The organism is Aequorivita antarctica (assembly GCF_007997155.1).
Classification (GTDB): domain Bacteria; phylum Bacteroidota; class Bacteroidia; order Flavobacteriales; family Flavobacteriaceae; genus Aequorivita; species Aequorivita antarctica.
The window spans coordinates 126,740-152,522 of sequence record NZ_VORT01000008.1 but is presented as its reverse complement, the minus strand read 5'-3'; the positions used below and the strand labels follow the sequence as shown (position 1 = coordinate 152,522).

General features: G+C 37.3%; 27 protein-coding genes. 11 read left to right on the top strand and 16 right to left on the bottom strand.

Annotated features, from left to right (window positions below; all coding sequences use genetic code 11):
- Window position 1: 1 nt before the first annotated feature.
- From ESU54_RS12165 to ESU54_RS12120, 11 genes are all read right to left on the bottom strand, one after another.
- A complete protein-coding gene (locus tag ESU54_RS12165; RefSeq protein WP_146848133.1) occupies window positions 2-1,162 on the bottom strand; it encodes a DUF3095 family protein in 1,161 nt (386 codons plus the stop codon).
- A gap of 53 nt (window positions 1,163-1,215) precedes the next feature.
- Window positions 1,216-3,054 (bottom strand): PLP-dependent aminotransferase family protein, encoded by a 1,839-nt coding sequence (locus ESU54_RS12160; protein ID WP_111844944.1) that lies wholly within the window; start codon window positions 3,052-3,054, stop codon window positions 1,216-1,218.
- A gap of 118 nt (window positions 3,055-3,172) precedes the next feature.
- Window positions 3,173-3,553, bottom strand: coding sequence for a lipocalin family protein (locus ESU54_RS12155; protein ID WP_111844945.1), 381 nt, complete (start codon window positions 3,551-3,553; stop codon window positions 3,173-3,175).
- 358 nt (window positions 3,554-3,911) lie between these two features.
- The gene (locus tag ESU54_RS12150; RefSeq protein WP_111844946.1) at window positions 3,912-4,631 is read right to left on the bottom strand and encodes a putative signal transducing protein; all 720 of its coding nucleotides are present in this window, start codon (window positions 4,629-4,631) and stop codon (window positions 3,912-3,914) included.
- Window positions 4,632-4,739: 108 nt separating this feature from the next.
- Window positions 4,740-5,468 (bottom strand): TolB-like translocation protein, encoded by a 729-nt coding sequence (locus tag ESU54_RS12145; protein ID WP_111844947.1) that lies wholly within the window; start codon window positions 5,466-5,468, stop codon window positions 4,740-4,742.
- Window positions 5,469-5,487: 19 nt separating this feature from the next.
- Window positions 5,488-5,634 carry a hypothetical protein gene (locus ESU54_RS17855; protein WP_160113287.1) on the bottom strand — a complete coding sequence of 49 codons (147 nt, stop codon included), beginning with the start codon at window positions 5,632-5,634 and terminating at the stop codon, window positions 5,488-5,490.
- 51 nt (window positions 5,635-5,685) lie between these two features.
- Complete coding sequence (locus ESU54_RS12140) at window positions 5,686-6,018, bottom strand: hypothetical protein (protein WP_111844948.1); 333 nt, start codon at window positions 6,016-6,018, stop codon at window positions 5,686-5,688.
- A 276-nt stretch (window positions 6,019-6,294) separates the two neighbouring features.
- Window positions 6,295-7,152 carry a DUF6602 domain-containing protein gene (locus ESU54_RS12135; protein ID WP_111844949.1) on the bottom strand — a complete coding sequence of 286 codons (858 nt, stop codon included), beginning with the start codon at window positions 7,150-7,152 and terminating at the stop codon, window positions 6,295-6,297.
- Between the two features lie 103 nt (window positions 7,153-7,255).
- Window positions 7,256-7,756 (bottom strand): N-carbamoyl-L-amino acid amidohydrolase, encoded by a 501-nt coding sequence (locus ESU54_RS12130; protein ID WP_111844950.1) that lies wholly within the window; start codon window positions 7,754-7,756, stop codon window positions 7,256-7,258.
- An 86-nt stretch (window positions 7,757-7,842) separates the two neighbouring features.
- Window positions 7,843-9,681, bottom strand: coding sequence for an ABC transporter ATP-binding protein (locus ESU54_RS12125; protein WP_111844951.1), 1,839 nt, complete (start codon window positions 9,679-9,681; stop codon window positions 7,843-7,845).
- A 131-nt stretch (window positions 9,682-9,812) separates the two neighbouring features.
- Window positions 9,813-10,283 carry a DinB family protein gene (locus tag ESU54_RS12120; RefSeq protein WP_111844952.1) on the bottom strand — a complete coding sequence of 157 codons (471 nt, stop codon included), beginning with the start codon at window positions 10,281-10,283 and terminating at the stop codon, window positions 9,813-9,815.
- A 92-nt stretch (window positions 10,284-10,375) separates the two neighbouring features.
- Here ESU54_RS12120 and ESU54_RS12115 point away from each other — a divergent pair, with 92 nt between their 5' ends.
- The 3 genes from ESU54_RS12115 to ESU54_RS12105 all read left to right on the top strand — a co-directional run bounded on the left by ESU54_RS12115 (window position 10,376) and on the right by ESU54_RS12105 (window position 12,733).
- Window positions 10,376-11,764, top strand: a complete 1,389-nt coding sequence (locus tag ESU54_RS12115) for an MATE family efflux transporter (protein ID WP_146848132.1) — start codon at window positions 10,376-10,378, stop codon at window positions 11,762-11,764.
- 86 nt (window positions 11,765-11,850) lie between these two features.
- The gene (locus ESU54_RS12110; RefSeq protein ID WP_111844954.1) at window positions 11,851-12,081 is read left to right on the top strand and encodes a hypothetical protein; all 231 of its coding nucleotides are present in this window, start codon (window positions 11,851-11,853) and stop codon (window positions 12,079-12,081) included.
- Between the two features lie 76 nt (window positions 12,082-12,157).
- A complete protein-coding gene (locus ESU54_RS12105) occupies window positions 12,158-12,733 on the top strand; it encodes a phosphatase PAP2 family protein (protein ID WP_111844955.1) in 576 nt (191 codons plus the stop codon).
- A gap of 24 nt (window positions 12,734-12,757) precedes the next feature.
- On the opposite strand, the gene ESU54_RS12100 is transcribed toward ESU54_RS12105, so the two are convergent.
- The 3 genes from ESU54_RS12100 to ESU54_RS12090 are packed head-to-tail and all read right to left on the bottom strand — an operon-like array spanning window position 12,758 to window position 15,727.
- Complete coding sequence (locus ESU54_RS12100) at window positions 12,758-14,398, bottom strand: ArnT family glycosyltransferase (RefSeq protein ID WP_111844956.1); 1,641 nt, start codon at window positions 14,396-14,398, stop codon at window positions 12,758-12,760.
- Window positions 14,388-15,020: a lipid-A-disaccharide synthase N-terminal domain-containing protein gene (locus ESU54_RS12095; RefSeq protein WP_111844957.1), complete on the bottom strand. Its 633-nt coding sequence runs from the start codon at window positions 15,018-15,020 to the stop codon at window positions 14,388-14,390. Before ESU54_RS12095 ends, ESU54_RS12100 begins: the two co-directional genes overlap by 11 nt.
- Window positions 15,017-15,727 (bottom strand): glycosyltransferase family 2 protein, encoded by a 711-nt coding sequence (locus ESU54_RS12090; protein WP_111844958.1) that lies wholly within the window; start codon window positions 15,725-15,727, stop codon window positions 15,017-15,019. Before ESU54_RS12090 ends, ESU54_RS12095 begins: the two co-directional genes overlap by 4 nt.
- Window positions 15,728-15,921: 194 nt before the next feature.
- Between ESU54_RS12090 and ESU54_RS12085 the strand changes: the two genes are divergently transcribed.
- Genes ESU54_RS12085 through ESU54_RS12070 form a run of 4 tightly spaced genes read left to right on the top strand, consistent with a single transcriptional unit; the run spans window position 15,922 to window position 20,525 of the window.
- Window positions 15,922-16,860, top strand: coding sequence for an NAD-dependent epimerase/dehydratase family protein (locus tag ESU54_RS12085; RefSeq protein WP_111844959.1), 939 nt, complete (start codon window positions 15,922-15,924; stop codon window positions 16,858-16,860).
- Between the two features lie 58 nt (window positions 16,861-16,918).
- On the top strand, window positions 16,919-18,916 hold the full coding sequence (locus ESU54_RS12080) for an LTA synthase family protein (RefSeq protein WP_111844960.1): 1,998 nt from the start codon (window positions 16,919-16,921) through the stop codon (window positions 18,914-18,916).
- The gene (locus ESU54_RS12075; protein ID WP_111844961.1) at window positions 18,906-19,793 is read left to right on the top strand and encodes a diacylglycerol/lipid kinase family protein; all 888 of its coding nucleotides are present in this window, start codon (window positions 18,906-18,908) and stop codon (window positions 19,791-19,793) included. The genes ESU54_RS12080 and ESU54_RS12075 overlap by 11 nt, the downstream gene beginning before the upstream one ends.
- Before the next feature lie 30 nt (window positions 19,794-19,823).
- Window positions 19,824-20,525, top strand: coding sequence for a DUF1003 domain-containing protein (locus ESU54_RS12070; RefSeq protein ID WP_111844962.1), 702 nt, complete (start codon window positions 19,824-19,826; stop codon window positions 20,523-20,525).
- Window positions 20,526-20,529: 4 nt separating this feature from the next.
- Here ESU54_RS12070 and meaB read toward each other — a convergent pair whose 3' ends face one another.
- Window positions 20,530-21,615, bottom strand: coding sequence for a methylmalonyl Co-A mutase-associated GTPase MeaB (meaB, locus tag ESU54_RS12065; protein ID WP_111844963.1), 1,086 nt, complete (start codon window positions 21,613-21,615; stop codon window positions 20,530-20,532).
- Between the two features lie 94 nt (window positions 21,616-21,709).
- Between meaB and ESU54_RS12060 the strand changes: the two genes are divergently transcribed.
- Window positions 21,710-22,138 (top strand): organic hydroperoxide resistance protein, encoded by a 429-nt coding sequence (locus ESU54_RS12060; protein ID WP_111844964.1) that lies wholly within the window; start codon window positions 21,710-21,712, stop codon window positions 22,136-22,138.
- Window positions 22,139-22,190: 52 nt separating this feature from the next.
- Here ESU54_RS12060 and ESU54_RS12055 read toward each other — a convergent pair whose 3' ends face one another.
- Complete coding sequence (locus ESU54_RS12055; RefSeq protein WP_111844965.1) at window positions 22,191-22,724, bottom strand: DUF2383 domain-containing protein; 534 nt, start codon at window positions 22,722-22,724, stop codon at window positions 22,191-22,193.
- 381 nt (window positions 22,725-23,105) lie between these two features.
- On the opposite strand from ESU54_RS12055, the gene ESU54_RS12050 reads away from it, so the two are divergent.
- From ESU54_RS12050 to ESU54_RS12040, 3 genes are read left to right on the top strand one after another with little or no spacing between them, the layout of a single operon-like run.
- Window positions 23,106-23,651, top strand: a complete 546-nt coding sequence (locus tag ESU54_RS12050; RefSeq protein WP_111844966.1) for an RNA polymerase sigma factor — start codon at window positions 23,106-23,108, stop codon at window positions 23,649-23,651.
- Entirely contained in the window at window positions 23,635-24,255 is a 621-nt protein-coding gene (locus tag ESU54_RS12045) for a hypothetical protein (protein ID WP_111844967.1), read from the top strand. The genes ESU54_RS12050 and ESU54_RS12045 overlap by 17 nt, the downstream gene beginning before the upstream one ends.
- Window positions 24,227-25,627, top strand: coding sequence for a YggN family protein (locus tag ESU54_RS12040; RefSeq protein ID WP_111844968.1), 1,401 nt, complete (start codon window positions 24,227-24,229; stop codon window positions 25,625-25,627). Before ESU54_RS12045 ends, ESU54_RS12040 begins: the two co-directional genes overlap by 29 nt.
- Window positions 25,628-25,783 lie beyond the last annotated feature (156 nt).

Sequence of the window (25,783 nt, the reverse complement as noted above, 5' to 3'; positions counted from 1 at the left end):
TTTACGTAATGTTTTCAATTTTTATTTTCAACATTCTAGCAGCAGAAGTATACCCGCCTTCGGTGCCATCTACAAAGTGTGAATGTTTCGTTTTTCTGTCCAAGACATAACAAGACATTACAGAAGCGTGTGTAATATGAATGCCATAAATAATTTTTTTATCTTTTTCCAGTTGATCTAGATACGCTATAAAAAGGTCTATTTTATTTTGCTCGGCTGTGAAAATTGTATTTATCATCCCGTCAAGCATAAAAGTATGCGATAGTTGCCCAATTTGTTTTAAATATTGTTTTCCGTTTCTAGATAGGTTTAAATATAATGTTCCAAAAAGTGTGGCAACCCAATTTTTAAATAAGTAAATCCAATTTTTATTGACGAGCGTAATTTTCATTTCTTCCCATATATTAAAAATGCTTAAATTTAAGTTTAGCTTGTTCGATTTTATGGGTTGTCTGCTTTTAAACGTGCCAAACATAGCATCCATTTTAGTTAGCACATCTCTATAAATAGTTCCTTGATCAGTTTCATTTGTAGCGTCCAACAACAAACAAATAACTTTATTTTTAGTCTGTGAAGGGTTAATTTGTTTCCATCTACACTCCATCCCTTCTAAATTTAAAAGATCTTCTTTAAAATTAGTAAAGTTGTTTTCTACAAAAGTATTCTTAATGATTTCTTCAGCTTTTTTTAAACCATTTCCCAATACAATAGGAATCGTAAGTTGTTCCGTAAGTCGGTGTTTAACTATTCTTATACTAGCCTCTTGAACGTTTAAATCTTTAACAGAAATATGTCCCACTCTAAGTATTAAATTGGTGTTTCTTTTAATATGAAAACTATAGTTTTCTAGGACCACTATCATTTTATTTAAAAGCAGGGTTGGAAGCAGGAAAGTAGCACCATCACCCCCAAAAAAATAAGGTATTTCAATATTGTATTTTTCTTTTCTGATGGTGTTTAACACTGAGATTATTGCACCAGTTGCCGTTAAGTTTATTTGATGGTGTTTTCCATCATCAACAGCCTGACTGGAATTTTGAATATCAACCACCACCACCTGCCAAGTGTTTGGAACATCAGAAAAACTGGATTCACTAGCCAATAAATCTACAAGCGTTTTATTGGAGCTTTTTAATTTGGCATAGTACTTTAGGTCCTCCATTATTGCGAATACTGATTGCTGAAATCTATTTTTATATAAATCTTCAGTGATACCTAGATCTGTTCCACAAATTTTAAAAACACTTTTTTATGAAGATCAAGATCAAGATTAGGTGAAAGTGATACGCGTACAATATAATCTTTATCGCCTTCTTTAGTGGTTCCCTGAGTTGAGGTTGCAGGTATCGTCCAATAACATCCTTTTAACTGCCCGTAGCTCACACAGAACTTACTTTCTGTAGGGATTTCTTTAATCATTAAATTGATTAATTTAAGATTTAGTGCCCTTTTATACGCTTCTCTTTCTTCATTCGTATTCCCTTTAGTGGGAAGATCTAATGAAAATACAGAAGGGGTAAATCCTTGGTCTGCCAAATCTTCTGAAACAAAATTGATTTTCGCTCCTGGTAAGGTTTCGTGGATGAAGTTTACAAACTCACGGGTATTGTCATAAGCATCAATAATCCGTTGGTTCATGGAAGGCAATTGCTTTGCTAAGATTTCATATTGAAGGGCTGTAGCCTCGTTATCGCAAAGGGTTAGATGCAGCTCTATTTTTTCCATCAAATCCTTCGTTTTTGTATTTCCTACCACGTAACCAGCCGTGCATTTTCCGCCACTCGGAAATTTTGATCCACTAGCATACGAAATGGCTCGAACCGTTGAAAGTATTTCCCCATCGCCCAAGAAGTGATAATTCGGACAAAATGTTTGATCCAGAATAAAAACAGGGTCGATAGCAATTTCACCTGCTGCGGTTTTACGTTCTTTACTTAATACAGCTTTTAATTGTTGTAAATCTGGAACTTCAACTCTAGGATTTGTTGGTATTTCTGCTATGATGTAAGGGATAGCATCTTCATCAGCGATTTTAGTTAAAACGCTATCTATACTACGCACCATCTCGTTATCACCATCTACTAGCAAGTCTACAATTTCAACATTATCAATGCAAGCAGCAACGCGTCTTGCTTGGTCGTTTGTGCCGCCATAACAATTTGGAGGAACAATAAATTTGATAGCCTTTCCTTTGTGGTTTTCAAGCGCATCGTGAATAAGCCCCATCATAATGGCGTATTGAATGGAAAGTCCACTAGAAGCAACGAGTGCCTCTGTTGGGGAACCGGTAATTTCCCTTATAGAATTTAATACACTTGGTTTATTTTCATCTTCATTATTTTGCTCAATAGAGGGTTGTTTCCCTAACCACTTTAAAGCAATTAGGCAATTGGCAGGCGTCATGGCGATGGTTTCCCTTCTCCGTACGTGTTGAATTTCTGAAATGTAATCTTCGTTCTTTTCGCCATTTACTATTAAAGTACTTCCCAGGTGGCCTTGAAGGCTTAGGAAAAAGTCAATGGTTGGGGTGAGGGCAACAGCGCCAATTTTCTCTTTCTGTGAAATGAAGAGCGTGCTACCATTAAATTCTGGAATGGCTGCACCTTGTTCTACTTTCTTTAGTTCAAAATTGTAGCCATAGATGTTTCTTACGATTTCAGCATCAAAAAAGGAAGGTAATTCATCGGTATAAAGAATTTGGGTTTTTTTATTAGCCAATAAATTCTTCCGAAGGATTGCCAGCATGGGAACCGTCTTTGAGGAAAAAGTTATTACATTCTCCGCTGCTAGATTATTTAAGTTGGCAATTCCCCATTCCAATATACAGGATAGTGGATGGCCCAAGCGAATATAGTCATAAGCCGTGGGTAGTTTTTTTAGGGCTGCCGGTTCGGCGTTGTTGGCGTGGAATAGGGTTTCAAACTGGTCTAGAAACTGTGTTTTTGCTTGGCTTTCATCATAAATATCCAGCCGATGTGTGGTTAGCTTTAACCATGTAGCTGGTATATTTTCTAAAACTTCTTTTATGTAATCTAGCATTTTTGTGTCTTGCATAATCTTCACTTTTTAATAGGTCGGCAAGTTACATTAATTAGATTTTTTTGAAGATGATTTAAGAGTTTTGTAACAGAGGAACAGCGCTAACACCAATAAACCAGTAAAGCAGAAAACACTATAGCTTGTTGAAGGGTAAATTGCTTAAACCCGAAGCCAGCAATTGTCCGGCGGCGTTTATGGCAAAGGGGGTGGCATCGCTAGCGCCATCCTCATAATCTATGGTCAAGGTGGTTTCGCTACTGCTCCAGCTAAAGGGTCTGAGGTTTGAAATTGCGGTGCCGTCCGGCTGGGCTATGTATTCGGTACTGTAACCTTCATCCTTAGTATTAAAATACAACTTGTAGTCATACATCTCGCTAAAGTTGCTGCTTTGCCATACGCCCAAAAGCTGTGCGGCCGGGGTTGTATTGTTGCTTTTTTCATCGTTGTTGCACGATAACAGGGTACTAATTGCAATAAAAAGGAAGGTAACTTTTGGTAGGCTATACAGTTTCATTAAGCTAGCGCAGGGTTTTTGGTTTTAGTTGTTTTATTAGGGTTAAAAGTAAAGAATATAGATGATACCTATGCGGTGGGTTTAGTAAGTTTATTCTTAGCTTAAATGCAACGCTCAGAATAGTGTTGGCACGAGCGGGACGCTTGGGCTAGCGGGGTGTTAGCTGGATTTCTGTATGTCGGATTTCGTAAAGTCGGATAAACAATCGAAACAGTGATACATTTTTTTTATAAAGAGTAATGGAAAACCAAGAAGCAATACTGAGATTGCAAAGCTTTTCATTGAGTACTTCGGTTTTGATACTTCCGAGCTTTTGCAGTGTGGGCAAGCTATTTTAAAGTCTTTTCTCATCCATAAATTATCTATAGCAATATAAAATTGTATTTCCTGAAGTTATTGTTAATTCCCTGCCATTAAAATCTAATTTATAATTTCCGTTATAAATATATTCAAAATTATCACTACCAAAAATCCGTAAGCTGTCTTCTTCCATTTGCCATTGGCCCATTATGGGTTGGCTCTGAAAACCTGGTAATTCTATAAGCCCATTTTCTTTAAAATTAATTGACTCTTCACATTGACTATTTAAAATAAATCGGATATGGGAGGAAGTGGGAACATAATTTTTTCCGTTATAGGTTACATGGCTTAAGCACCACGGAGCATTTGTTAAAAGTTCTTTTGTTGTGGGAAGTGAAAGAAAATAGGCGGGAATAGTTATTAATAGTAATACTAAAATGAATAATATGATCGCCCTAGTTGAAAAGCTAAGCGATTTAATAACTGGAACCGTTGAAGTTATCTTATCCAATTTAAAAATCCAATTATTTTCACTTTCGGCTGCTATTTCTTCTTCCTCAATAAACCCATGTTGTATTAATAAGCATCTCGCCTTTTCATAATCTTCTGTATTTACCTCCAATTTAATACCTCCAATTGCATTGGAATAAAAGTTATGCACTTGTATTGTCATTTCATCCCTAACGAAACATTCAATTTCGTGGGATTCCAGAAATGATTTTGCAACAAATAAATCAGTGGGATAGGTAAAAACCGCAACAGTCTGAAAGTGATTCATTTTATTTAAATGCTAATTTATACATCTAAACAAATATATTGGTTTGAGGTAATTATTGATAGATAAAGAATTATTTATTTGTTTTAGCTGGGGATATGGCTAAAACTGTTACTTTTTGTTCTTTACTAACCATTGTTTAAAATATAGATTCTCGATTTCTTTCCTTTCGGTTTTATTTATGATTTCGATTGGCTTGGATTCTTTAGAGAGGTCTATTAAGTACCAAATTAATTCATCTTTTTTGTCAAATTCCAAATCTTCGTTTGTGTCTCTTTGAGTACTAAAAATTATCTTATCTGAATCAGGAACTATTTGAAAATCCATTATTTGCTCACCTAAAGGAGATAATCTTGTTAAATTAGAACCGTCGATGACAGAGATAAAAAGTTGTTCTGGATCTTTATAAGTCAGCTGGTTATCATTATCGTAATCAGTATCACAAATTTTATAAATTATACTTTTCGAAATAATTGGTCCAGAGTTTCTAAGATTCGCATGATAATTAGAGATTCGCATTTTTGATTTCGTCAATAGATTGGTATGCCCAGTTTCAATATTATAAAATATAATATTCCAATATTGTGGATAACTCTCAGCTTCATAAGATTTAGAGCTCAATCTGCTTCCACCACGTGGCTTTTGGGTTGTAATGGGAAGAATTGCTTGCTGCGTGCTATCGATAAAAATTAAACTTTCATACTCAAAATTATATTTATCGAGCACAGAGTCTATTTGTTTTTGATTTAGATTGTTATTTTCAACAACTTGTATTCTCTCTTGACGCTGGCTGCAGGAGAATAGTAAAAGTAAAATGGAGATGATTGTTATTAGTCTCATAGATTTATATACATATACGCTAGCGGGGCTTCTGCTTTGCTTTTTTAACTTTAAAATACATTACAATAAGAAGAACGATTGCAAGCAGGATAAATGGAACATCAATAGTGCTTAAAAATCTTGGGTCTATAAATGGACCGTCGGGTATGGATTTTAGTATTATCATTATTTTCTTACTGTTGCGGGCACGAGCGGGACGCTCGCGCTAGCTGGGAAATTATTTATCAACTAATTTTTCATTTAAATTAATTTTTGAATTCGATGGATTCAGGGTTGAAATTTTAGCTTCATAATATTCATCAATATGAATATTTACTCCAGAATCAATTAATTCAGTTGATTTAAAATTAACACCATTATATTCATAGGAATAATAAACACGCCTCAAGCTCCTTTTATTAACTATTTCTTCAATTTTAGCTATAACTGTATAGCTATTTTCACCTATATCTTTCTCAATATTATATTTCTGAATCATTCCTATAAGAATAGCAATTCCTAGAATTGAGAATAATATGATATGGAAAAAATATTTTTTATTTACACTCATTAATGATATTAATTTTCAAACAAAGATTTAATTTCTGCCATAAATTATTTTCTAGAAGACATTAACGGGACGCTCGGGCTAGCGTGTCTTCTGCTTTTCTTTTTGGATTTTAAAATACATTATTACAAGAAGAACGATTGCAAGCAGGATAAATGGAACATCAATAGTGCTTAATAATCTTGGGCTATAAATGGATCGTTAGGGTGGCGTTTAGTAGCATCATTATATTCTTACTGTTGTGGGCACACGCGATGCAATCGCGCGGCAGCGGGGCATTTATTTGTTTCGTACATCGTATACTTTTATTTCAGCACCTAAAATTCCAAAAATATTTTTATCAGTCATATATCTGGAAATACTAAATGGATCTATATGACTCTCATTTAAATGTGCTATTAATTGATTCAGCATAGTAGCCATGCAAACCACTCCGGGCTTTTTTGCAACTATTAGGCCTTCAATTTCGTCTACTTCATCCTCGAGTTGAGAAACAATTCGTTTATTCTCAATTTTCCCAGCTAAATACATTCCAAAATTCAGGATGTAAACGTCATTTGGCATAAATTTATACTCATCATCTATATTCAGCTCATCTGGTTTTTCTATGTCTATTGCAAAAATGAAGGAAAACAATGAGTTATTGTATTTCCGATGTTTAGGTATATTAATCATATCTGAAATAAGTGTATCCCCTGTAACTGTTCCATCAAACGCGGTATTTGGAACAAGGGTTCTTTCCATATCTTTTTTCAAAAACTTGATTTTTTTGCCAAAATCAATCAAATCATTTTTTCTAAGTGTCTTTTTTATTTCTCCCACAGCTAAAACTGATTCTATGGGATAAAAAACGGTGTTATCCTTTGATTCAAAAAATTTAGGAGTGCTTAAACGGTCAAATATTATGATATCAAATTGATTACTTACTTTACCTTTTGAGTTTATAATATGTCCTTGTTTTACCAAATATCTTTCGGGTAAAAAAATACTTATTTTTTCCCTAACAAGATCTTCAACTTCTTCTCCTGAAGATTTTATGTTACCCGCAGAGTGAATAGACTTAGCTTTTCTCTTTGCTTCATTGATTTCTCCAATGATATTTTCAACTATTTGATCAAATTTTAATTCTTTCAACATATCTTTATTGACTTGAGTAAAGTTTCAGTTTAAGTCGTGAAGGAGCGAAATGACTTTGAAAACAATGTCACCCATATTAATTTACACCTGTTTTGGTAATGATTTATTTTATAAGAATACCCAATAAAACACCAATTAAAGTGCTAACGGAACCTACCAAAGGTACAATCCACCATCTTCTATCTTTCTTACTTTCAAAAGCCCTACCGTGCAAATCAATGGCAATACTTATTAGAGATTGTATTTCTGAACTATTGAGAGGAGATCTTGAAATTCTTTCCTTAGCTTCTTTTTCTGATAGCTTATTAATTTCTTCTAAAGTTATTTCTTTATTTAAATCGACATGAAATCTTCTTTGCTTGCTTCTTCTCCATACTAATGAAACTTTTCCTTCTAAATTATTAAATCTGAAAAATTCGGGATGATCTTCAAATATTTTTTTCCAATAATCGTAGTTTGCCTCATTGCCAGAGATTCTCATTGACCAACTTTTAAAATCTAATTTATAAAATCTATAGATAGCCATTACCTGAATGGCAGCAAGGACATCAGAAAGACGATTCTTATTTTTAAGATAGGGCGATACATTGTTGGTTCTAATCATTAGATTCTATTCTTCTTTTTTGGTTAGTACTATCAAATATAACAAAACAATAGTTCATTTTAAATAGTAGTTTTTAGTCATACTAATTACTGATACCCCGCCGCCTGCAACTTAAACAACTCCGAGTACAATTTTGGGTGTGCCATTAACTCTTCGTGGGTGCCCAGCTCCAGCACTTGGCCGTGTTGCAATACCAAAATACGGTCTGCCATCCGCACGGTGCTAAAGCGGTGGCTAATAATAATGCTGGTCTTGCCTTTAGTGAGGGCTATAAAGCGTTCAAAAACATCAAACTCTGCTTGGGCATCCAGTGCGCTGGTGGGTTCGTCCAGCACCATAACATCGGCGTCCTTCATATAGGCGCGGGCGAGCGCCACTTTTTGCCACTGTCCGCCGCTTAATTCGGTGCCTTTATAAAAACGTCTGCCTAGGCGTTGTTCCAGGCCATCTGCCATTTCGGTCACCACTTGTTCCGCAAGGCTTTTACTGGCGGCGTAGTTTATTACTTCATCGTTTTGTACTTGGTCTATGTTGCCCACGGCTATGTTTTCGCGCAGGGTGAATTCATATTTAAAAAAGTCCTGAAAGATTACTCCAAAACGTTTTCGGTAGGCGTCCACATCAAATTTATTGATGTTGATGCCGTCCAAAAGGATTTCGCCCTGGGTGGGTTCGTAAAAGCGGAGGAAGAGTTTTATTAATGTGGTCTTTCCTGCACCATTTTGGCCCACGAAAGCCATTTTTTCACCTGCCTTTAGCGTGAAGGTTACGCCTTTCAGCACTTCGGTTTCGCTGCCGGCGTAGGCGAAGTGAAGGTTGTTTACTTGAAAACCTTCTTTAATAGTTTTGGGCATGGGCGTTTTTGCTTCGGCATTTTGCTCCACAGTTAAATCGATAAAGTCAAAATAATCCTGCAGATACAGCGCACTTTCGGAAATACGGGTAAAGCGCGAAAAGAAACCTTGCAGGTTGTTGCGCAAACGGTTGAAGGAACCGGAAAGGAAGGTGAGTTCCCCAATGGTAATCACGCCCGTAAGCACCCGTAGAATAATATACACATAGGCGCCGTAATAACTTAGTACACCCAAAATGTTGAAGAGCGAACCGTAAAAACTTTGCTTGAGCGAGAGTTTTTTGTTGATGAGGTAATAGTCATTTGAAAGGCCTTTAAAGCGCTCCGCGATAAAATCTGTCAGGCCGAAGAGTTTTATTTCCTTGGCGGTTTGGTTGTTGGCGCCTATGAAACGGAGGTAATCCAGTTCGCGGCGTTCGGCGGTCCAACTTCGCGCCAACGAATAGCGGGTGCTGCTAAACTTGGCTTCGTTTATAAACGATGGAATAATACTGAGAATAAGTATCAATATCAAAATAGGTTCAAAATAAACCAACCCCGCAATCAGCGAAACCATTGAAATCAGACTTTCAGCCTGTCCCAGCGCATTGGTCATTAAATCTACCCGACTGTTGGTTTGGGTTCGGGCGCGTTCCAGTTTGTCGTAAAACTCTGGGTCTTCCAGTTGGGCAATGGTGAGCTCGGCGGTTTTGCGGATTATTTTTTCCGAAGACATATTGGAATATAAATCGCCCAATAGACCATCGGTTAGGTTTATCAATCTTCCCAATAAATCTGAAAGTACGGCAACGGAGAATTCAATGATGACATAGTTCCACAGTTGGGTGAAATCTTTGTCCGGTAAAGAAACCTGCAGGATTATTTCGTCAATAATCATTTTTCCCACCCAAAGGATTACTACGGGGGTGAAGGCGTTTATAAGCCTGGCAAAGGTATTCAGCAAAAACAGTTTTGGACTGCTGCGATATATTTCCCTAAAAAAACGTGGGATGGTTTTTAGGGCTTTAAAAGAATCCTTGACGCTGGTTTTCTTTTCTTTTTCGGAGATGGATTTTAGTTGGGGACGAGCCATTTATTTTGTTGAGTAGTGAGTAATTAGTAATGAGTAATTAGTAATGAGTAATTAGTAATGAGTAATGAGTAGTGAGTCTTTTGTCTTTTCTCTTTTCTCTTTTGTGTGAGTCGTTGGTTTTATTTTATGGATTAGAGTTGTTGTATCAGCTTTTTAATTACAACAATCTGGCCAAGGTGGTAGTAACAGTGTTCAATCATTCCTTCAATATTCCGTTGGAAAGTTCCGTATTTTTTATCGGTAAATGGATCGTTTAAGTTGTTTTCTGGAAGTTGCTCTACGAGGGTTGCAAATTCTTCGGCATCTTTAAAGAGGGTGGTTAAGAAGGCTTTCCATTCGGTTTCGGAAGTCATCGGCTGAAAATTGAAGCTATATGCGTCCTTAATTTCTAATGCACCGCCTTTAAAAACAACTGAGACCCCTTTTATATAATAATGAATGTGCTGCGCCAAAATGGCAATGGTGTTTAAATCCCCCATTTTTGTTTGCGCTATTTGTAGGGGCAGGTTTTCTAATTGGTCTTTGTAATTGGTATTGGCTACCCAGGTGCCGTTGAGAAGTACTTCCCGAAATCGGTTTGCCAATTGTTGGTTATTCTTCATCGCTTTTTTTTTGTCAGATTAAAGTAACAGTTTTTTTAGAAATAGCCCTTTAAAAAAATGCAACAGCTATCTTTGCGCAAAAATTTTAATAGTTGGCACTTTCCGATTACACTCGCGAATTCAAATATAACACCAAACTGGCAACCCCCGTAATTTTGGGCATGCTGGGGCATCAGGTGGTGGCGCTGGTCGATAATATTATGGTGGGGCAATTGGGAACTGCTGAGCTTGCCGCTGTGTCGCTTGGGAACAGCTTTATGTTTATTGCAATGTCTTTGGGAATTGGTTTTTCTACTGCTATAACACCTTTGGTTGCCGAGGCTGATGGTGAGAACAATCGCGAAAAGGGGAAATCTTCCTTTAAGCACGGCTTGTTTTTGTGTATCGTGCTTGGCTTAGCGCTTTTTGCTGTAGTTATGTTTGCCAAACCCTTAATGTACGTGATGAAACAACCCCCTGAAGTTGTTGATCTGGCGATGCCTTATTTAACCTTGGTGGCGGCTTCGCTAGTACCTTTGATTATTTTTCAGGGGTTTAAGCAGTTTAGCGATGGTATGTCCATGACGCGTTTCCCAATGTATGCTACTATAGTAGCGAATGTGGTGAATGTGATATTGAACTATATGTTTATTTTCGGAAAATTTGGCGCGCCAGAGCTAGGCGTAGTTGGCGCGGCAATCGGAACCTTGGTGTCGCGGGTGGTGATGGTTGCCTATTTGTGGTATTTATTAAGTCGAAAAGAGAAGTCGCGGTATTTTGTTACTAGTATTAAAATTTTCACCCTCAGCAAAGCCATGCTAAAAAAGCTGTTGAATCTCGGTTTCCCCTCGGCCATGCAGATGTTTTTTGAAGTGGCTATTTTCACTGCCGCAATATGGCTTTCGGGAATTCTTGGTAAAAATCCACAAGCTGCGAATCAAATTGCGCTGAATCTTGCTTCCATGACATTCATGGTAGCGATGGGTTTTAGTGTGGCAGCTATGATACGGGTGGGCAATCAAAAAGGACTGAAGAATTTTAGGGATTTGCGACGGGTGGCTATTTCCATTGTTTTACTGACTACTATTTTATCCTTGATTTTTGCAATTGGGTTTATATTATTCAATGGCGAACTTCCAAAAATATTCCTCGATTACAACAGTGTTACCGATTTTGCGGACAACCACGAAGTGGTAGCCCTTGCTGCGCAATTATTGATTATTGCAGCCATCTTTCAATTTACCGACGCTCTGCAAGTTGTGGCATTGGGCGCATTACGTGGTATGCAGGATGTGAAAATTCCAACTTTAATTTGCTTTATCGCTTATTGGTTGATAGGTTTTCCAATTTCATATTACTTAAGTATGCACACCAGTCTGGCAAGCCAGGGTATTTGGTACGGCTTACTGGCAGGACTTTCGGCAAGCGGAATCATGTTATTCATCAGATTTAATTATCTTTCGAAGAAATTAATTAGGCAGGAAGTTGTTAGTATTGAGTAGTTAGTATTTAGTATTGAGTTGGGATTAAAAAACATCCCCCTGGCCCCCTTTAAAGGGGGAATAGATTTTAAAAAAAAAATTTAATTATGGACTTTCCAAAATATTTATTAGGCGACAATAGCGATTATCCAACGGCGATTTTCGTAATACACACAGAGTTTCCCCGTTTCATTATCAACCTTGAAAACGATGAGGTGGAATGGTTGGAAGATTTTGATGCAGAAGACCAAAAAGAATTGGAAGCTGAAGCTGAAAATTTGATTCAAGGCGCCACAGAATTTTATGATCGGGAGATTGCTTTGTATGATGAGGATTGATTTTTTGGAATAGGTGAATAAGTGAATAAGTGAATAAGTGAATAGGTGAATTTGTTTTGCTTGAGAATTAAAAATAATGCTGGACGAACTTTTAAAATACGATACTGAATTTTTTCTGTTCCTAAATAATTTAGGAAACACCTCTTGGGATGGATTTTGGCTATTTGTAACCGAAAAATGGTCGTCAATTCCCATCTACGCCATTTTGCTCTATTTGATTTATAAAAATTATGGGCTGAAAGGAACGCTTGTAGTTATTGTTTGCGTTGCTTTGATGATTACTGCTACCGATCAAATTGCCAGTTTGTTTAAATATGGCGTTCGCCGTCCGCGGCCTTGCCAAGTGGAAGAACTGAAAGAGCACATGCGTTTTGTTGCTGATGGTTGCGGAAGGTTTGGATATTTTTCTGCACACGCAGCAAGCTCGATGGCTGCAGCGGTATTTTTGGGATTAAGTCTTCAAAGATGGTATAAATATTTACCTTTCCTTTTGTTGGTTTGGGCAGCAATTACAGGGTATAGCCGTATCTATTTAGGTGTCCACTATCCGCTGGATGTGGTTAGCGGAATGGCTTTTGGGGGGTTGACGGGTTGGTTATTTTATTTGCTTCAGAAGTGGGGGCAGAAGCGATTTAAAACGCAAAAAGCTTAACAGTTCTCGAAAACCTAACAGGTCTTAAAGACCTGTTAGGTTTGAAATCGACACAATATACAAGTCTCTATACAATCTGTCTTTATGTGTTCTACTGTCAGGTCCTTTTGGATTCATATCGTAGCGCGCCATTCGTTCTCTTTTAAAATTTGAAAAGGCTTCGGCAAAATTTTCGTGGTTATTCTCAGAAACCATCACGCCAAATTTTTCTTCTTCAGGAATAGTAACCTTTTCGACTGCTTTTAAAATTTCCATCTTTTCGCCGTAATCCCAAATAAGTTCGGGCGTCATATCTGAAAATTCATAGATTTTCAGATGCTTCTCTTTCGCGAAAGCATGTAGCTCTGAAAAAGGTTTGTACTCGGGGTTATTCGTAATTGCAGCACTCAGCGGAAGTCCGAACCAAATAACCATCACGATAAAGGCAATCGTTAAATAAAAAACAGTTGAGATTTTTCTTCGAAAGAGATTTCGAAACATAAAAATACCAATGCTCAACAGCGCAACCGAAAGCAGTACAAACCAAACCCAGTTTCCGGAAAGGCCGTCCTTTAGAAAGAAATAACCACCAATAGGGAAAACAATTCCTATAAAAGCAATCAATCCGAAATTGAAATAGACTGGAATTGTTTCTTTCTTATCTTTTAACTCTTTAAATCTTCGGAAGAGATATTCAATATAAAACCCAGTGTTCAGAGCCATAGGAATAAGCACTGGTAACAAATAGCGGGATTTTTTCTCGGGAATTAACGAAAGTAAAATCACGGAAAGCATGGTCCACAGGAAAGTGAAGAAATAGGCTTTTTTATTAAAAACCCTGTTTTTTAAATAAGGATACAACAAAGCGATAAATGCGGGAATGGTCCAAACGCCGCTTTGTGTAAAGAAACTCCAGTAATAGTAAAACGGTTTAGTTTCGTAGCTTATCCAGTTGGTTGTTTCGTTTTTAGTGATTTCAGCGGCGGCTGGGTCAAATTTAAGCGTGTACCAATGCCACCAAGTAGAAACTATTGTGGCAACTATCAAGAAAGCTAACAATGGCAACCAGCGTGCCTTAAAGCTTCTGTATTTGTAAACGATTCCGAAAGCTATTAAAAAGGGTAGGAGTAGGCCATAAAACGAAACGGGTCCTTTGCTCAAAAACGAAAAGCCAAAGAAAAGCCCGGCCAAAAGTGCATTTCTATATTTATGGCTTTCTTCAGTAAATAATAGATAAAGCAAGTAGATGCAGACCACCATAAAGCCATGGGTGTAAATATCCCATTGCCCATCCCGGGCGGAGGCAACAATATAAAAGGAGGTTGCCATTACCAGCGAACTGATAAAGGCATATAATTTTTCAGAAGTAAGTTTTTTAGCAAATTTATAGGAGAACAAAACCAAAACCAACGTCATTATTGCCGCTGGAAGCCGAAGCGCCCAAACAGTTTTTATTCCGAAAATAGCTGCCGAGAAAGCCGTGAGCCAAGTGGGAAGTGGTGGTTTTTGGTAGCGTGGTTCGCCGTTGATGGTCGTTAACAGCCAGTTACCATCGTGTAGCATTTCGCGAGCGGTGATGAAATTTCTCGCTTCCATGATGTTTACAGGAAGGGAGTCCAAATTCACGAAGAAAATGGCAGCGCAGCTAAGCAAGAGAAGCAATAAATAGTTTTTATCAATTTTCATAGCGCAGCTGTTTTTTCCAAATAAAAATATTTCTGACGTAAATAATTAGTCCCGCCCCGTGGCCAACTAAAAGCACCGGATCTTGCCGTAATATTCCGTAGGTTAAAATAAGGGAGGCACCCAAAACGCTCATTCGCCAAAAGCCAACGGGCAGTTGGGAGGTCTTTGTTTTTTCAGAAACAATCCATTGATATACAAACCGCAGGGTAAAGATTATCTGGGAAACTATTCCCAAAAGTAACAACCACAGCGGGATGTCTTCATTATGAAACAATTTATGGATATCGTATTTACCATTGTTATAGGCGTAAATAACCACTAATATTGGAAAGATAAATAGAAAAATATGCAACCATTTTGGTAATTTCTTCCATTCGCCCTGCAATTGTAAATTTCGAATGTAGATATAATACGTCAACGCTTGGCCTAGCATAATTGCAAAATCATCACGCAAATAACCATACACAAATAGTAGAAAAGAGGCGAAAAGGCTAAATTTCCAAAAAGCCGAAGGAGTAATGATGCGTTTGCTTTTTTCAGAGAGAATCCATTGTACAATAAGCCTTCCGCTGAAAAGGATTTGTGCCAAAAAGCCAATGCCATACACAATCCAATTGCTCATCCTTTGTTTTTAATTTCGTAGTTGATGTATTTTTTCTTCATCCAAAGGTAGGCGAAACAGTCCATCAATGGGCCAATTAACCTATTCCAAAGCCCAAATTTTGCGGTTCCGGCCATTCTTGGAAAATGTTTTACAGGCACCTGTATTATTTTTCCGTTTTGCAATAAAATCATTGCGGGCAAAAATCTATGAAGTCCATTGAACATCGGGATTCTTTTAGCGTAGTCGGTTTTTATCACTTTCAGCGGGCAGCCTGTGTCGTCCATGCCATCGTGGGTAAAGGCGCGGCGGATGCCATTTGCGATTTTGGAAGACATATTCTTTACGAATTTGTCTTTTCTATCGGCTCGAACTCCCGTCACCAAATCGTATTCACCTATATGTTCTAACAGCAGATTGAAATCTTTTGGATCTGTTTGCAAATCGCTGTCTATATAACCAACCAAAGGGCTTTCAACATAGTCAAAACCAGCTTTTATGGCAGCGCTGAGGCCACGATTTTCTTTAAATGAAATAAAATGAAAAGCTTCGCTACGGTTGCAGATTTCCTCAATCAGCGCTTGGCTATTGTCCTTGGAGCCATCGTTTACAAAAAGGATTGCCGTTGTTTTTGTTGCAATTTTGGTATATGCAAGTAGTTCCTTTTCTACGCGTTGCAGGTTTTCTTCTTCGTTGTAAACAGGTACAATTATGGTAAACTCGTACATCTAAATTTTTGAAAAGGTTTCTGCAAAAGTATTTCTTTTTTGTAGAATACAGCAGAACGTTAAAAAAGATGTTATTTTGCAGTTGAAAAGGAAACAAGAAACAGGACTTAAGGGAAACAGGACGAATTTTGAATATTCTTTCCTGTGTTGTCTTGATTTCTGATTCCCTTCATTCTTGTTTCAAAATAAAAAGCATGAAAATACTAGTTACGGGCGCAGCCGGATTCATTGGTTCACATACTTCGGAAAGGCTAAAGGAAATAGGCCACGAGGTTATTGGGGTCGATAACTTTTCGCCCTATTATGATATTGCTCTTAAAAATTTAAATGCCAAAGCTCTTTCTGAAAAGAATATTAAAATACTAAAAGTTGATTTAAGAAGCGATGATTTAACTGAAAAGCTTCCAAACGATTTGGATTATATTTTCCACTTCGCGGCACATCCAGGAATTTCAAATATGTCTACGTTTGAGGATTATTTCAGCAATAATATATTGGCAACACAGCGATTGGTGGAGTTTGCGGAAAACCTGCCGAAGAAACCGTTTTTTGTAAATATTGCTACTTCTTCAATTTATGGATTGGAGGCTACTTTCCCAGAGAGTGTTCCTCCAAAACCTGCTTCTTGGTATGGCGTTACCAAACTCGCTGCAGAACAATTGGTGCTTGCAAAAAGCCGTGAAAATAAATTGAAGGGAGCCTCATTTCGCCTGTTCTCCGTTTACGGCCCGCGCGAAAGACCAGATAAACTCTACACCAGACTGATAGATTGTGGCTTGAACAATAAACCATTCCCATTGTTTGAAGGAAGTGAAAAACATTTGCGTAGCTTTACCTATGTGCAGGATATTGTGGACGGAATTGTGAGCGCTATCGGAAATGAAACTGTTTGCGACGGCGAGATTTTCAACTTAGGAACGGAAACCGAAAGCACTACAACCCAAGGTATAAAAACTGTTGAAGAAATTCTTCAGAAAAAAATAGTAACAGAAAACAAACCACCCCGCGCTGGCGACCAGTCACGAACCAAAGCAAATATTGACAAAGCCAGAAAACTGCTTAATTACAACCCACAAACTACCTTGAAAGAGGGGTTGATTGCTCAAACAGAATGGTTTAAAAATAATTTTTAAAAAGTTTATAATCAGCGAATTAAATATTCGTTTTTAACTCAGCTAACCAACTTTAATTATGGCACTATTCTCAAGTTTTTTTCCAAAAAGATTTCGGCTTTTATGGTATTTTGTAGGGACTTATATTGTTCTTTCAACAATAATTCGTCTCGTTTTTATTTTTTGGATGCTTGGCGAAGTTGATACTTCTTTTTTCAAAATAGGTAATACATTACTAATAGGTTTTCTGTTTGATGTAGGTACCGTTTCCTTCTTTGCTATTCCGTACGCCTTGTATTTGTTAGTCTTTCCAAAAAAATGGTACGGTTCGCTGTTCGATAGGATTGTAACCTGGTTTGCCTATACGCTTGGACTCGTTATTTTTCTTTTTTCTTTTTTCGCGGAAATTACTTTCTGGGAAGAATTTAAAAATCGGTTTAACTTCATTGCGGTTGATTATTTAATTTACACTTATGAAGTTGTAAAGAATATAAACGAATCCTATCCAATCCCTTTATTGGTAAGCGGTATACTACTTTTAACAGCGTTTCTTCTTTTTATGACGAAAAGGAAAGGCATTTTTCATAAAACATTCAATAACGAAACCTCTTTTAGACAGAAATTGCTGCCATCAGCATTTTTTATAACCATTGCAGCAATCTTTGCGCTATTCGTAAAAAACAAAGACGCTGAACAATTTGAAAACCGTTATAACAACGAAATTGCAAAAACTGGAATCTATTCCTTTTTTGCAGCATTTCAGAACAACGAACTTTCGTTTACCGATTTCTACAAAACACTTCCTGTAAACGAAGTTTTTGCCGAAGTAAACAATGAGTTCAGAAAACGCGGCGACAGTTTGCTTTTTCCTGAAAAGAATTTGATTTACAGAAATATAGGCAATACAGATTCATTGCCCGAACTAAAACCGAATGTGATTTTTATTTGTGTTGAAAGTTTAAGTGCAAAATTTTTGGAAAGCTTTGGAAGTACAGAAAACATTACTCCAACATTAGATTCCTTGGCAAATCACAGTTTATTTTTCACCAATCTTTTCGCCAATGGAACGCGAACCGTTCGTGGTATGGAAGCTATTACCCTGTCCATTCCGCCCACGCCGGGCCGAAGCATAGTGAAGCGTGAAAACAACCAGCATCTTTTCACTATTGGTGAAGTTTTTAAGCAGAAAGGATACGGGCGTAATTTCTTTTATGGCGGCGATGGCTATTTTGACAATATGAACAGTTTTTTTGGTGGAAACGGCTTCAACATTGTTGATCGCGGCCGTGGCTTTTTAATGGATGCCAGTATTACCACGACCCGAACCAATATAGAAGATGATGAAGTAACTTTTGAAAATGCTTGGGGCATTGCCGATGGAGATATATACAACAAAGTAATCAAGGTTGCCGATGAAGCCCACAGTGCAGGTAAACCGTTTTTCGATTTTGTAATGACTACTTCCAATCACCGCCCATACACCTATCCCGAAGGAAAGATTGATATTCCCTCTGGAAGCGGTAGGAGCGGTGCAGTAAAATATACTGATTACGCTATTGGTGAATTTCTAAGAAAAGCCCAGAAGAAAGCGTGGTACAAAAACACCATAATCATTATTATGGCAGACCATTGCGCTTCCAGCGCAGGAAGGCAGGAACTGGACGTGAAAAACTATCACATTCCTGGGTTGATGCTTAACTTGCCAAATACGCCTCCGCAAAAAGTTGATAAAATGGCTTCGCAGATCGATATTTTTCCAACGCTTTTTTCATTGCTCAATTGGAACTACAACTCCAATTTGTACGGTACCGATGTATTAAAAATGAAACCCGAAGAAGAACGAGCTTTTGTGGGTACGTATCGAAAACTTGGCTTGCTAAAAGGGGATGATAAAGTTATGGTGTTGGGCGACCAAGAGGTTTCAAATAGTTATCAGTGGAATCGGGAAACCAACGAGTTGTTGCCGTTAAAAGAAGATGAAACTTTCTTAAAAGAAATCATTTCAAACTATCAGACCGCGGACTATTTATTTTCAAACGGTGGATTGAAACTAAACAGTTTGGGACTTGAGGACTAACATTCATTTTATTGTAAACCCCATTGCGGGCAAAGGGAAAAATGAGCTTTCTGAAGCGTTATTGGAAACCTATTTTCCGAAAACGGAGTTTTCAGTTTCAATAAAGAAAACCAAATTTGTGCAGCACGCTTCAGCCCTCACAAAAACTTCCATAGAAGAAGGCGCACAAATTATTGTTGCCTGCGGTGGCGATGGCACCATAAACGAAGTAGCTTCCTGCTTGGTAAATACAGCTGTAATACTAGGCATTTTGCCAATGGGCTCAGGCAACGGATTGGCCTCCAATCTGAAGATTCCCAAAAATGTAAAAAAGGCACTCGCCATCATCAAAACCCAAAAAGTGATTGCAATTGATACGGGAACCATAAACGATAAACCATTTTTCAGCAATACAGGTGTTGGGTTTGATGCGCATGTTATCGCAGATTTTGAGGAAAGTACTACACGGCAACTATTCAGTTATGTAAAATCCACACTGCGAACACTTAAGAATTATCACTATAAAAATCTGGTTGAACTGAAATACAACGAAACCACAGAATTGATTTCACCTTTTTTGCTTTTCATTTCAAATTCCAATGAAATGGGCTATAAAATGAGTTTGACCCCAAGGGCATCTTTGCAAGACGGATTGTTGGATGTAGTTGTTGTTCCAAAGCTTTCAAATTTCAAACTCTTTCTTTTTGCGATACTATTTTTTTTCAAAAAACATCATTGGTTAAAAGAAGTTAGGTTTAAACAAGTAACTGCATTAGAAATTAAAAGTTTGGATGGTTCAATTTTAAAGGCGCAAAAAGATGGAGAGTTATTTTTTCCGAAGAATCCTGAAATCGAAATTCTTATCCATCCAAAGAACTTGAATGTCTGTGTTTTATAATAGTCTATTTTTACAGTAAATCTTTTAGTTATGAAGCCATTTGTAAGCAGTATATCCGGCAAGGAATTTCCCGATACTGAAAAAATGCACGCCAAGACCATTCGCAAATCTATTTTCGATTTGATAAAAAAGGAGCATCCTTCTTTTAATCATAACAGCTATATTTCTGTTTCAGAATTAAATCAATACCGACAGAAATACATTTCAGAATATTTGCTAGATGAGGTTGGTGAATTGGGAGAACTTGAAAAGGATGTCTTGGAAACCATCCAAAACCAAGAAGCACTTTCTTCTAAAATAATTATAGATGAAGCTTCTGTTAAATTCACTTATGGGCAGCGTTTGGCTGATAAAATTGCAAGTTTTGGTGGAAGCTGGAAGTTTATAATGATTTTTGGAGCATTCATATTTGTTTGGATGTGCATTAATATCATTTTTTTGGCAAGCAAAGCTTTTGATCCGTATCCTTTTATTCTTCTAAATTTAATTCTTTCATGTTTGGCGGCGCTGCAGGCTCCAGTGATTATGATGAGCCAAAACAGACAAGAAGAAAAAGATCGGGAGCGCTCAAAGCAAGACTATATGATAAACCTGAAATCTGAGTTGGAAATACGAATGCTGCACGAAAAATTAGATCATTTAATTATTCATCAGCAACAAGAATTACTTAATATCCAACAAGTGCAAGTAGAAATGATGGAAGATATTATGAAACAGTTGAAAAAGGAATAGTATCCTATTCGTTTTTCATTGAAAGCAATCTCTCAGCGGCTTCAAAAGGCGTCGTCCTATTTTCATCTATAGCTTTCAACTGTTTTTCAAGTTCTTTTTTGATGGAAGGATTTGCATAAAATTCACTTTTCAATCTACTTTCGACGGTCTGCATTAACCAAAATTTGTTCTGCTCTTTTCTTTTATGCTGAAAATAGCCGTTGTTTTTTACGGTTTCAAAATAATTTGAAACTACTTCCCAAATTTCAGGAATACCTTCGTTTTTAAGGGCGCTGCAGAGAAGCGTTTTTGGCGCCCATTCGCTTTCCTTGGGCGGATATAGATGCAATGCACGATTGAATTCATTTTTAGCCATCTTAGCGGCCTTCAGGTTGTCACCGTCGGCTTTGTTTATCACAATTGAATCAGCCATTTCCATAATGCCGCGTTTTATTCCTTGAAGTTCGTCACCGGCTCCAGCAAGTTTCAGTAATAGAAAGAAATCGGTCATGGAGTGCACTGAAGTTTCACTTTGGCCCACACCCACAGTTTCAATCAAAATAACATCAAAACCTGCGGCTTCGCAAAGGATAATGGTTTCACGGGTTTTTCGGGCCACACCTCCCAAAGTATCGCCACTAGCGGAAGGACGTATAAAAGCGTTTTCTTCTTTAACCAATTCTTCCATTCGGGTTTTGTCGCCCAAAATGCTCCCTTTGCTAATGCTACTGCTTGGATCTACAGTTAAAACTGCTACTTTTTTTCCTTCAGAAATCAACAGCCTTCCAAAGCTTTCAATAAAAGTGCTTTTTCCCACTCCCGGTACACCCGTAATTCCAATACGGATGGAGCGATTGGCGTGTGGCAAACAGTTTTCAATGATTGTCTTTGCTTGTGATTGGTGTTTTTGAGCTGTACTCTCAATAATTGTAATGGCTTGGCTAAGTGCAGCTTGGTTTTGATTTAAAATTCCAGAAACTAACCCTTCTATTGTAGGGGCTTGCTTTTTAACGGTTTTTAACTGATTCACAACCGCCTTGTTTAAGGTTTCTGGTTGCGAAACCCCCAGTTTTTCATTTAAAGCACTTGTATTTTTTTTCTTTGCTGCCACAGTGTGAATTTAGGACAATTTTATGAATATGTTCTTTTTAAAATGGGTTTTACGCAGTATATTGAAATTTAATAATTTAAAAATTTAGAAAAAAATGAAAACTTTATATGAAGCTTCATCTACCGCATCTGGCGGAAGGAAAGGTCACGTTTCTACAAACGATGGCAAACTGGAACTGGAACTCTCAGTTCCTAAAGGTTTGGGTGGCGAAGGTGGTAATGGTACAAATCCAGAACAACTTTTTGGAAGTGCTTATGCGGCTTGTTTTGGGAGTGCGATACAGTTGGTTGCCGAGAAGAAAAAAATAAAGCTTGGTGATGATATGAGTGTTACCGCTAACATTGAAATAGGAAAAACCAAAGATGGCGATTTGCAGTTGCGCGCTACCTTGGACTGCTATTTGCCAGGAGTTGATATAGAAACTGGAGAAGAATTGGTGAACAAAGCCCACGAGGTTTGCCCATATTCCAGAGCTACTCGCGATAATATTACGGTTGAGCTGAATTTACTTTTGGATGAATAAAGTAAAACAATTGGACGTATAAAAAAAGCCCCGAACTCGGGGCTTTTTTATTTTACATTGCTTTCAAGTTTATCACTTTGCCTCGTTCGTCCTGTTTGCTTGGTTCTTCTTTCTTTTCTTCTTTCTTTTCTTCTACAAAAGCACTTTTCTTAGGCTGTAAGGCAGCTTGTTTTATATACCATTCTAGTTGGTATTTTTGTTTTTCAAGAATTTCAAGGATACTGTCAGGCAATTCCTTGCGTTCCAATAGCTCATCATACCTTTTAATGTTGTTCCGGTCGCGGCTTATACATGAGTTCACGATGGCTTCAGCATCAAAATACTCTAAAGCTTCCTTTATTTCTTGCCAAGAACGGAAGGTGTTTCCCTTTTCCGCATCTTCCTTTAAAGGTTCAATATCCCGCGAATGAAGTTCGTTGGAAATATCGTGACTCATCCGGTTGCGCTCAACGGCCATGTAGTTCAAAAACCTTTTCAAATCTGTGGTCTGGGCATCCTGTGCAGCGTTGTAGTACAACTTCTCTGCTTCAAAGCAAGCCACAAGTAAGCGGTTTAATTTGTCAAAATCTGCGTAGTTCTTTTTCATAATTGTTTGATTTCACCAAAATTAGTTAAAAATAAACTTGTTTAATTTTTTTATTTCATTTTTTAATTTCATTTTTTAATAAAATTAACAAGGGTTAAAACTAACTGTAATAAGTTATGCATTTTTTATGCCAAAACCAATAGGGGGAGATAAACAGCCGAACACTTTCATATAGCCGACTTTAAAGTTTATCCAACTAATATACGAAAATTTGAAACTCAAGGTTTTAAAAAAAACATAAAAAGATAAAAGCAATTTTTTAAGCAGAACAACTTCAATGGGCAGGTTTTTATAAAATCTCTAATAAAAAATGTAAAAATTTGCAACAACTTATTTCTTTTGTCGTCCTTTAGATGAACAGCAACCAAAAAACTTTCAAGTTTGTCCGATTCACTACTTATCGAGCAATGCAAACAGTGTAACCAAAAAGCACAAATGGTGCTCTATGGAAAATATTGTGACGGCATGTTTGTCATAGCCCTTAGGTATTTAAAGGACACCGCAGCTGCGGAAGATGCTATGCAGGAAGCCTTTATTAAGGCTTTTAAAAAACTGGGCCAGTTTAAAGGAGACGTCACTTTTGGGGCTTGGTTGAAAAGGATTGTGGTCAACACTTGCCTAGATACAATTAAGGCAAGAAAACTTGAAACGGAATCAATAAATGAAGAGGTTTTTAAAATTGTTGAAGCAGAAGATGATTGGTCTATTCCCGATGAAACTGCAGTTTCAGAAGTTATGGCTGCCATTGAAGAACTGCCAGACAATTATAGAACAACGGTAAAATTATTTTTGATTGAAGGGTATGACCATCAGGAAATTTCAGAAATACTGCAGATTTCTGAAAATGCCTCTAGAACCTACCTGCACCGAGGAAAGACAAAATTGAAGGAGAAACTAAAACACTTGCGTTATGGCACAGGATATTAAAAAAATGTTTGAGAATTATACGCCAGAACCGGTACAACTTTCAAAGGGCCACGAATCGCGGTTTGCATCGAAATTGGACAAGGCTTTTTCAGAATCTATTTCTGAAGAAAAAAACACTTCAATGCCTTGGCTGAAAATAGCAGCGGTGGCTCTGGTACTGGTTACGGTGAGCTTTTTTGGATACCAACAACTTTCAAAAGTGGATTCGAAAATTAATAGCGATCCAAACAATTCCGTAGTTGAAAACAATACCGAGAATGTGGAAAACGTCAACAAGCCTAAGCTCACCTTGGCCGATATTTCTCCAGACCTTAAAAAAGTGGAGGAATATTATATGACAGGGATCAATGTTCAGTTGGCATCCTTAAAAATAAACGAGGAAAACAGAGATTTGGTAAACGGTTATATGCAAAGACTGGCTGAGTTAGACAAAGAATACACCTCATTAAATATTGAGCTCAACAAAGTTGGGCCTTCTGAAACTACTGTAACCGCCTTGATTGATAATTTGAAAATGCGTTTGGATTTGCTGTTCAAACTAAAAAACAAATTAAAAGAACTTAAAACTCAAAACAATGAAGAATTTAAAGCTATACAAACTTAAAATAGCAGTTTTTTTGCTGCTGTTAATTGGCACAGTAAGCTATTCACAAAAAAATTATGTGGAAAGCTTCAATGTGGCCGATGATGTGGAAGTCTCAGTGAATACTTCCTATACTAACATCGTTTTTGAAACCTGGAACAAAAACAAAGTGGAGGTGGAAGCCTATATTGAAGGCGAAAAACTCACCGAAAAAGAGAAGCAGGACCTGATGAAAAACTGGGATTTGAAGGTTACCGGAAACAGTAAAAAAGTCAGTATAACTTCCAATGCGGGAAGTCAGGTTTTTGCAATGAACGATATGCCCGAAATGGATTTTATTGGTCCCTTGATGGAAAATATGGTTATGCCGATGATCCAAAATATAAAAGTGCCACCACTTCCCGAGGATTTATTAGAGAATCTTGGTAACATTCAATTTGACTATGAGGCTTACCAAAAAGATGAAGAGGGGTATATGAAAAAGTTTGAAGCACAGATGGACAAGAAATTCGGAAAGGAGTTTCAAAAAAAGATGGAAGCTTGGGGTGAAAGCTTTGAAAATTCTTGGGACGATAAAAGAGCAGACAGCATTGGCGAAGCTTATGGCAAGAGAATGGAAGCTTTTGGAAAACGTATGGAAGATTGGGGCGAGGCCTATGGAAAACGAATGGAAGCTTGGGCAGATCAGATGGAAAAAACATATGAAAAAGAAGGTGGTAATTACACAAAGACTGTAACCAAAAGCCCTCACGGCACTTCTGTAATTATTCAGGGTAGTAACGCAAGTAGTGGGAACTCTAAAAAAACCATTATCATTCGGCTACCTAAAAACGCCAAAACTAGTGTAAACATCCGCCATGGAGATCTAAAAATGGCAGATGCCAACAACTTGAAGGCCAATTTAAACTATACGTCTTTTAAGGCAAACAGCATTGATGGGGGACAGACCCTCATCAGTGCTTCATATGCGCCTGTGAATATTAAAACATGGAAACAAGGTTCATTGAACTTAAAGTATGTTGACAACTGTACTATTGAAACTTCTCATAACATAAACTTGCAAGCCAACTCCAGCGACGTGCGTATTGGCAATATTACTAACCAAGCCTTCCTTTCAGGATCTTTTGGCGATTTAAGAATTGATAATGTTTCCGATGGCTTCGAAACTATAGATATCAGTTTGGAAAATACCGATGCTCTAGTAAAAGTACCGGCGGGAGCGTTTTCTTTTTATTTTAACGGAAAGAAATCTACTTTAAAATATCCAAAATCACTTCAACTAAAAGAATCTAAAAGCACTGACAGGGTTTTGGTGAAGGGGTTTAACCAAAGCAACAGTTCCAATAAAACCATTACTATTAGCTCTAACTACAGCAATGTTTCACTTCAATAATATTTTCTGTATGAATTGAAAACTACTTTAATAATTCCTTAAAAAAACTTCAAAAGAAAACCCCTTTCCAAAAAATGAAAAGGGGTTCGCACATTGCATAGAAAAAGGGAGTCTAACTATAAATTGTTCTTAAAAAAACCATTTTGTTTTGAAAAC

Bases quoted from the DNA above. Each gene is read 5' to 3' on its own strand.
- ESU54_RS12055 (WP_111844965.1), bottom strand. From the start codon at position 22,724: ATGAAAAAGAACTACGCAGATTTTGACAAATTAAACCGCTTACTTGTG.
- ESU54_RS12155 (WP_111844945.1), bottom strand. From the start codon at position 3,553: ATGAAACTGTATAGCCTACCAAAAGTTACCTTCCTTTTTATTGCAATT.
- ESU54_RS12085 (WP_111844959.1), top strand. From the start codon at position 15,922: ATGAAAATACTAGTTACGGGCGCAGCCGGATTCATTGGTTCACATACT.
- ESU54_RS12120 (WP_111844952.1), bottom strand. From the start codon at position 10,283: ATGAAGAATAACCAACAATTGGCAAACCGATTTCGGGAAGTACTTCTC.
- ESU54_RS12095 (WP_111844957.1), bottom strand. From the start codon at position 15,020: ATGAGCAATTGGATTGTGTATGGCATTGGCTTTTTGGCACAAATCCTT.
- ESU54_RS12140 (WP_111844948.1), bottom strand. From the start codon at position 6,018: ATGAGTGTAAATAAAAAATATTTTTTCCATATCATATTATTCTCAATT.
- ESU54_RS12165 (WP_146848133.1), bottom strand. From the start codon at position 1,162: ATGGAGGACCTAAAGTACTATGCCAAATTAAAAAGCTCCAATAAAACG.
- ESU54_RS12090 (WP_111844958.1), bottom strand. From the start codon at position 15,727: ATGTACGAGTTTACCATAATTGTACCTGTTTACAACGAAGAAGAAAAC.
- ESU54_RS12080 (WP_111844960.1), top strand. From the start codon at position 16,919: ATGGCACTATTCTCAAGTTTTTTTCCAAAAAGATTTCGGCTTTTATGG.
- ESU54_RS12150 (WP_111844946.1), bottom strand. From the start codon at position 4,631: ATGAATCACTTTCAGACTGTTGCGGTTTTTACCTATCCCACTGATTTA.
- ESU54_RS12040 (WP_111844968.1), top strand. From the start codon at position 24,227: ATGAAGAATTTAAAGCTATACAAACTTAAAATAGCAGTTTTTTTGCTG.
- ESU54_RS12145 (WP_111844947.1), bottom strand. From the start codon at position 5,468: ATGAGACTAATAACAATCATCTCCATTTTACTTTTACTATTCTCCTGC.
- ESU54_RS12125 (WP_111844951.1), bottom strand. From the start codon at position 9,681: ATGGCTCGTCCCCAACTAAAATCCATCTCCGAAAAAGAAAAGAAAACC.
- ESU54_RS17855 (WP_160113287.1), bottom strand. From the start codon at position 5,634: ATGATAATACTAAAATCCATACCCGACGGTCCATTTATAGACCCAAGA.
- ESU54_RS12070 (WP_111844962.1), top strand. From the start codon at position 19,824: ATGAAGCCATTTGTAAGCAGTATATCCGGCAAGGAATTTCCCGATACT.
- ESU54_RS12060 (WP_111844964.1), top strand. From the start codon at position 21,710: ATGAAAACTTTATATGAAGCTTCATCTACCGCATCTGGCGGAAGGAAA.
- ESU54_RS12135 (WP_111844949.1), bottom strand. From the start codon at position 7,152: ATGTTGAAAGAATTAAAATTTGATCAAATAGTTGAAAATATCATTGGA.
- ESU54_RS12130 (WP_111844950.1), bottom strand. From the start codon at position 7,756: ATGATTAGAACCAACAATGTATCGCCCTATCTTAAAAATAAGAATCGT.
- ESU54_RS12100 (WP_111844956.1), bottom strand. From the start codon at position 14,398: ATGAAAATTGATAAAAACTATTTATTGCTTCTCTTGCTTAGCTGCGCT.
- ESU54_RS12045 (WP_111844967.1), top strand. From the start codon at position 23,635: ATGGCACAGGATATTAAAAAAATGTTTGAGAATTATACGCCAGAACCG.
- ESU54_RS12110 (WP_111844954.1), top strand. From the start codon at position 11,851: ATGGACTTTCCAAAATATTTATTAGGCGACAATAGCGATTATCCAACG.
- ESU54_RS12105 (WP_111844955.1), top strand. From the start codon at position 12,158: ATGCTGGACGAACTTTTAAAATACGATACTGAATTTTTTCTGTTCCTA.
- ESU54_RS12160 (WP_111844944.1), bottom strand. From the start codon at position 3,054: ATGCAAGACACAAAAATGCTAGATTACATAAAAGAAGTTTTAGAAAAT.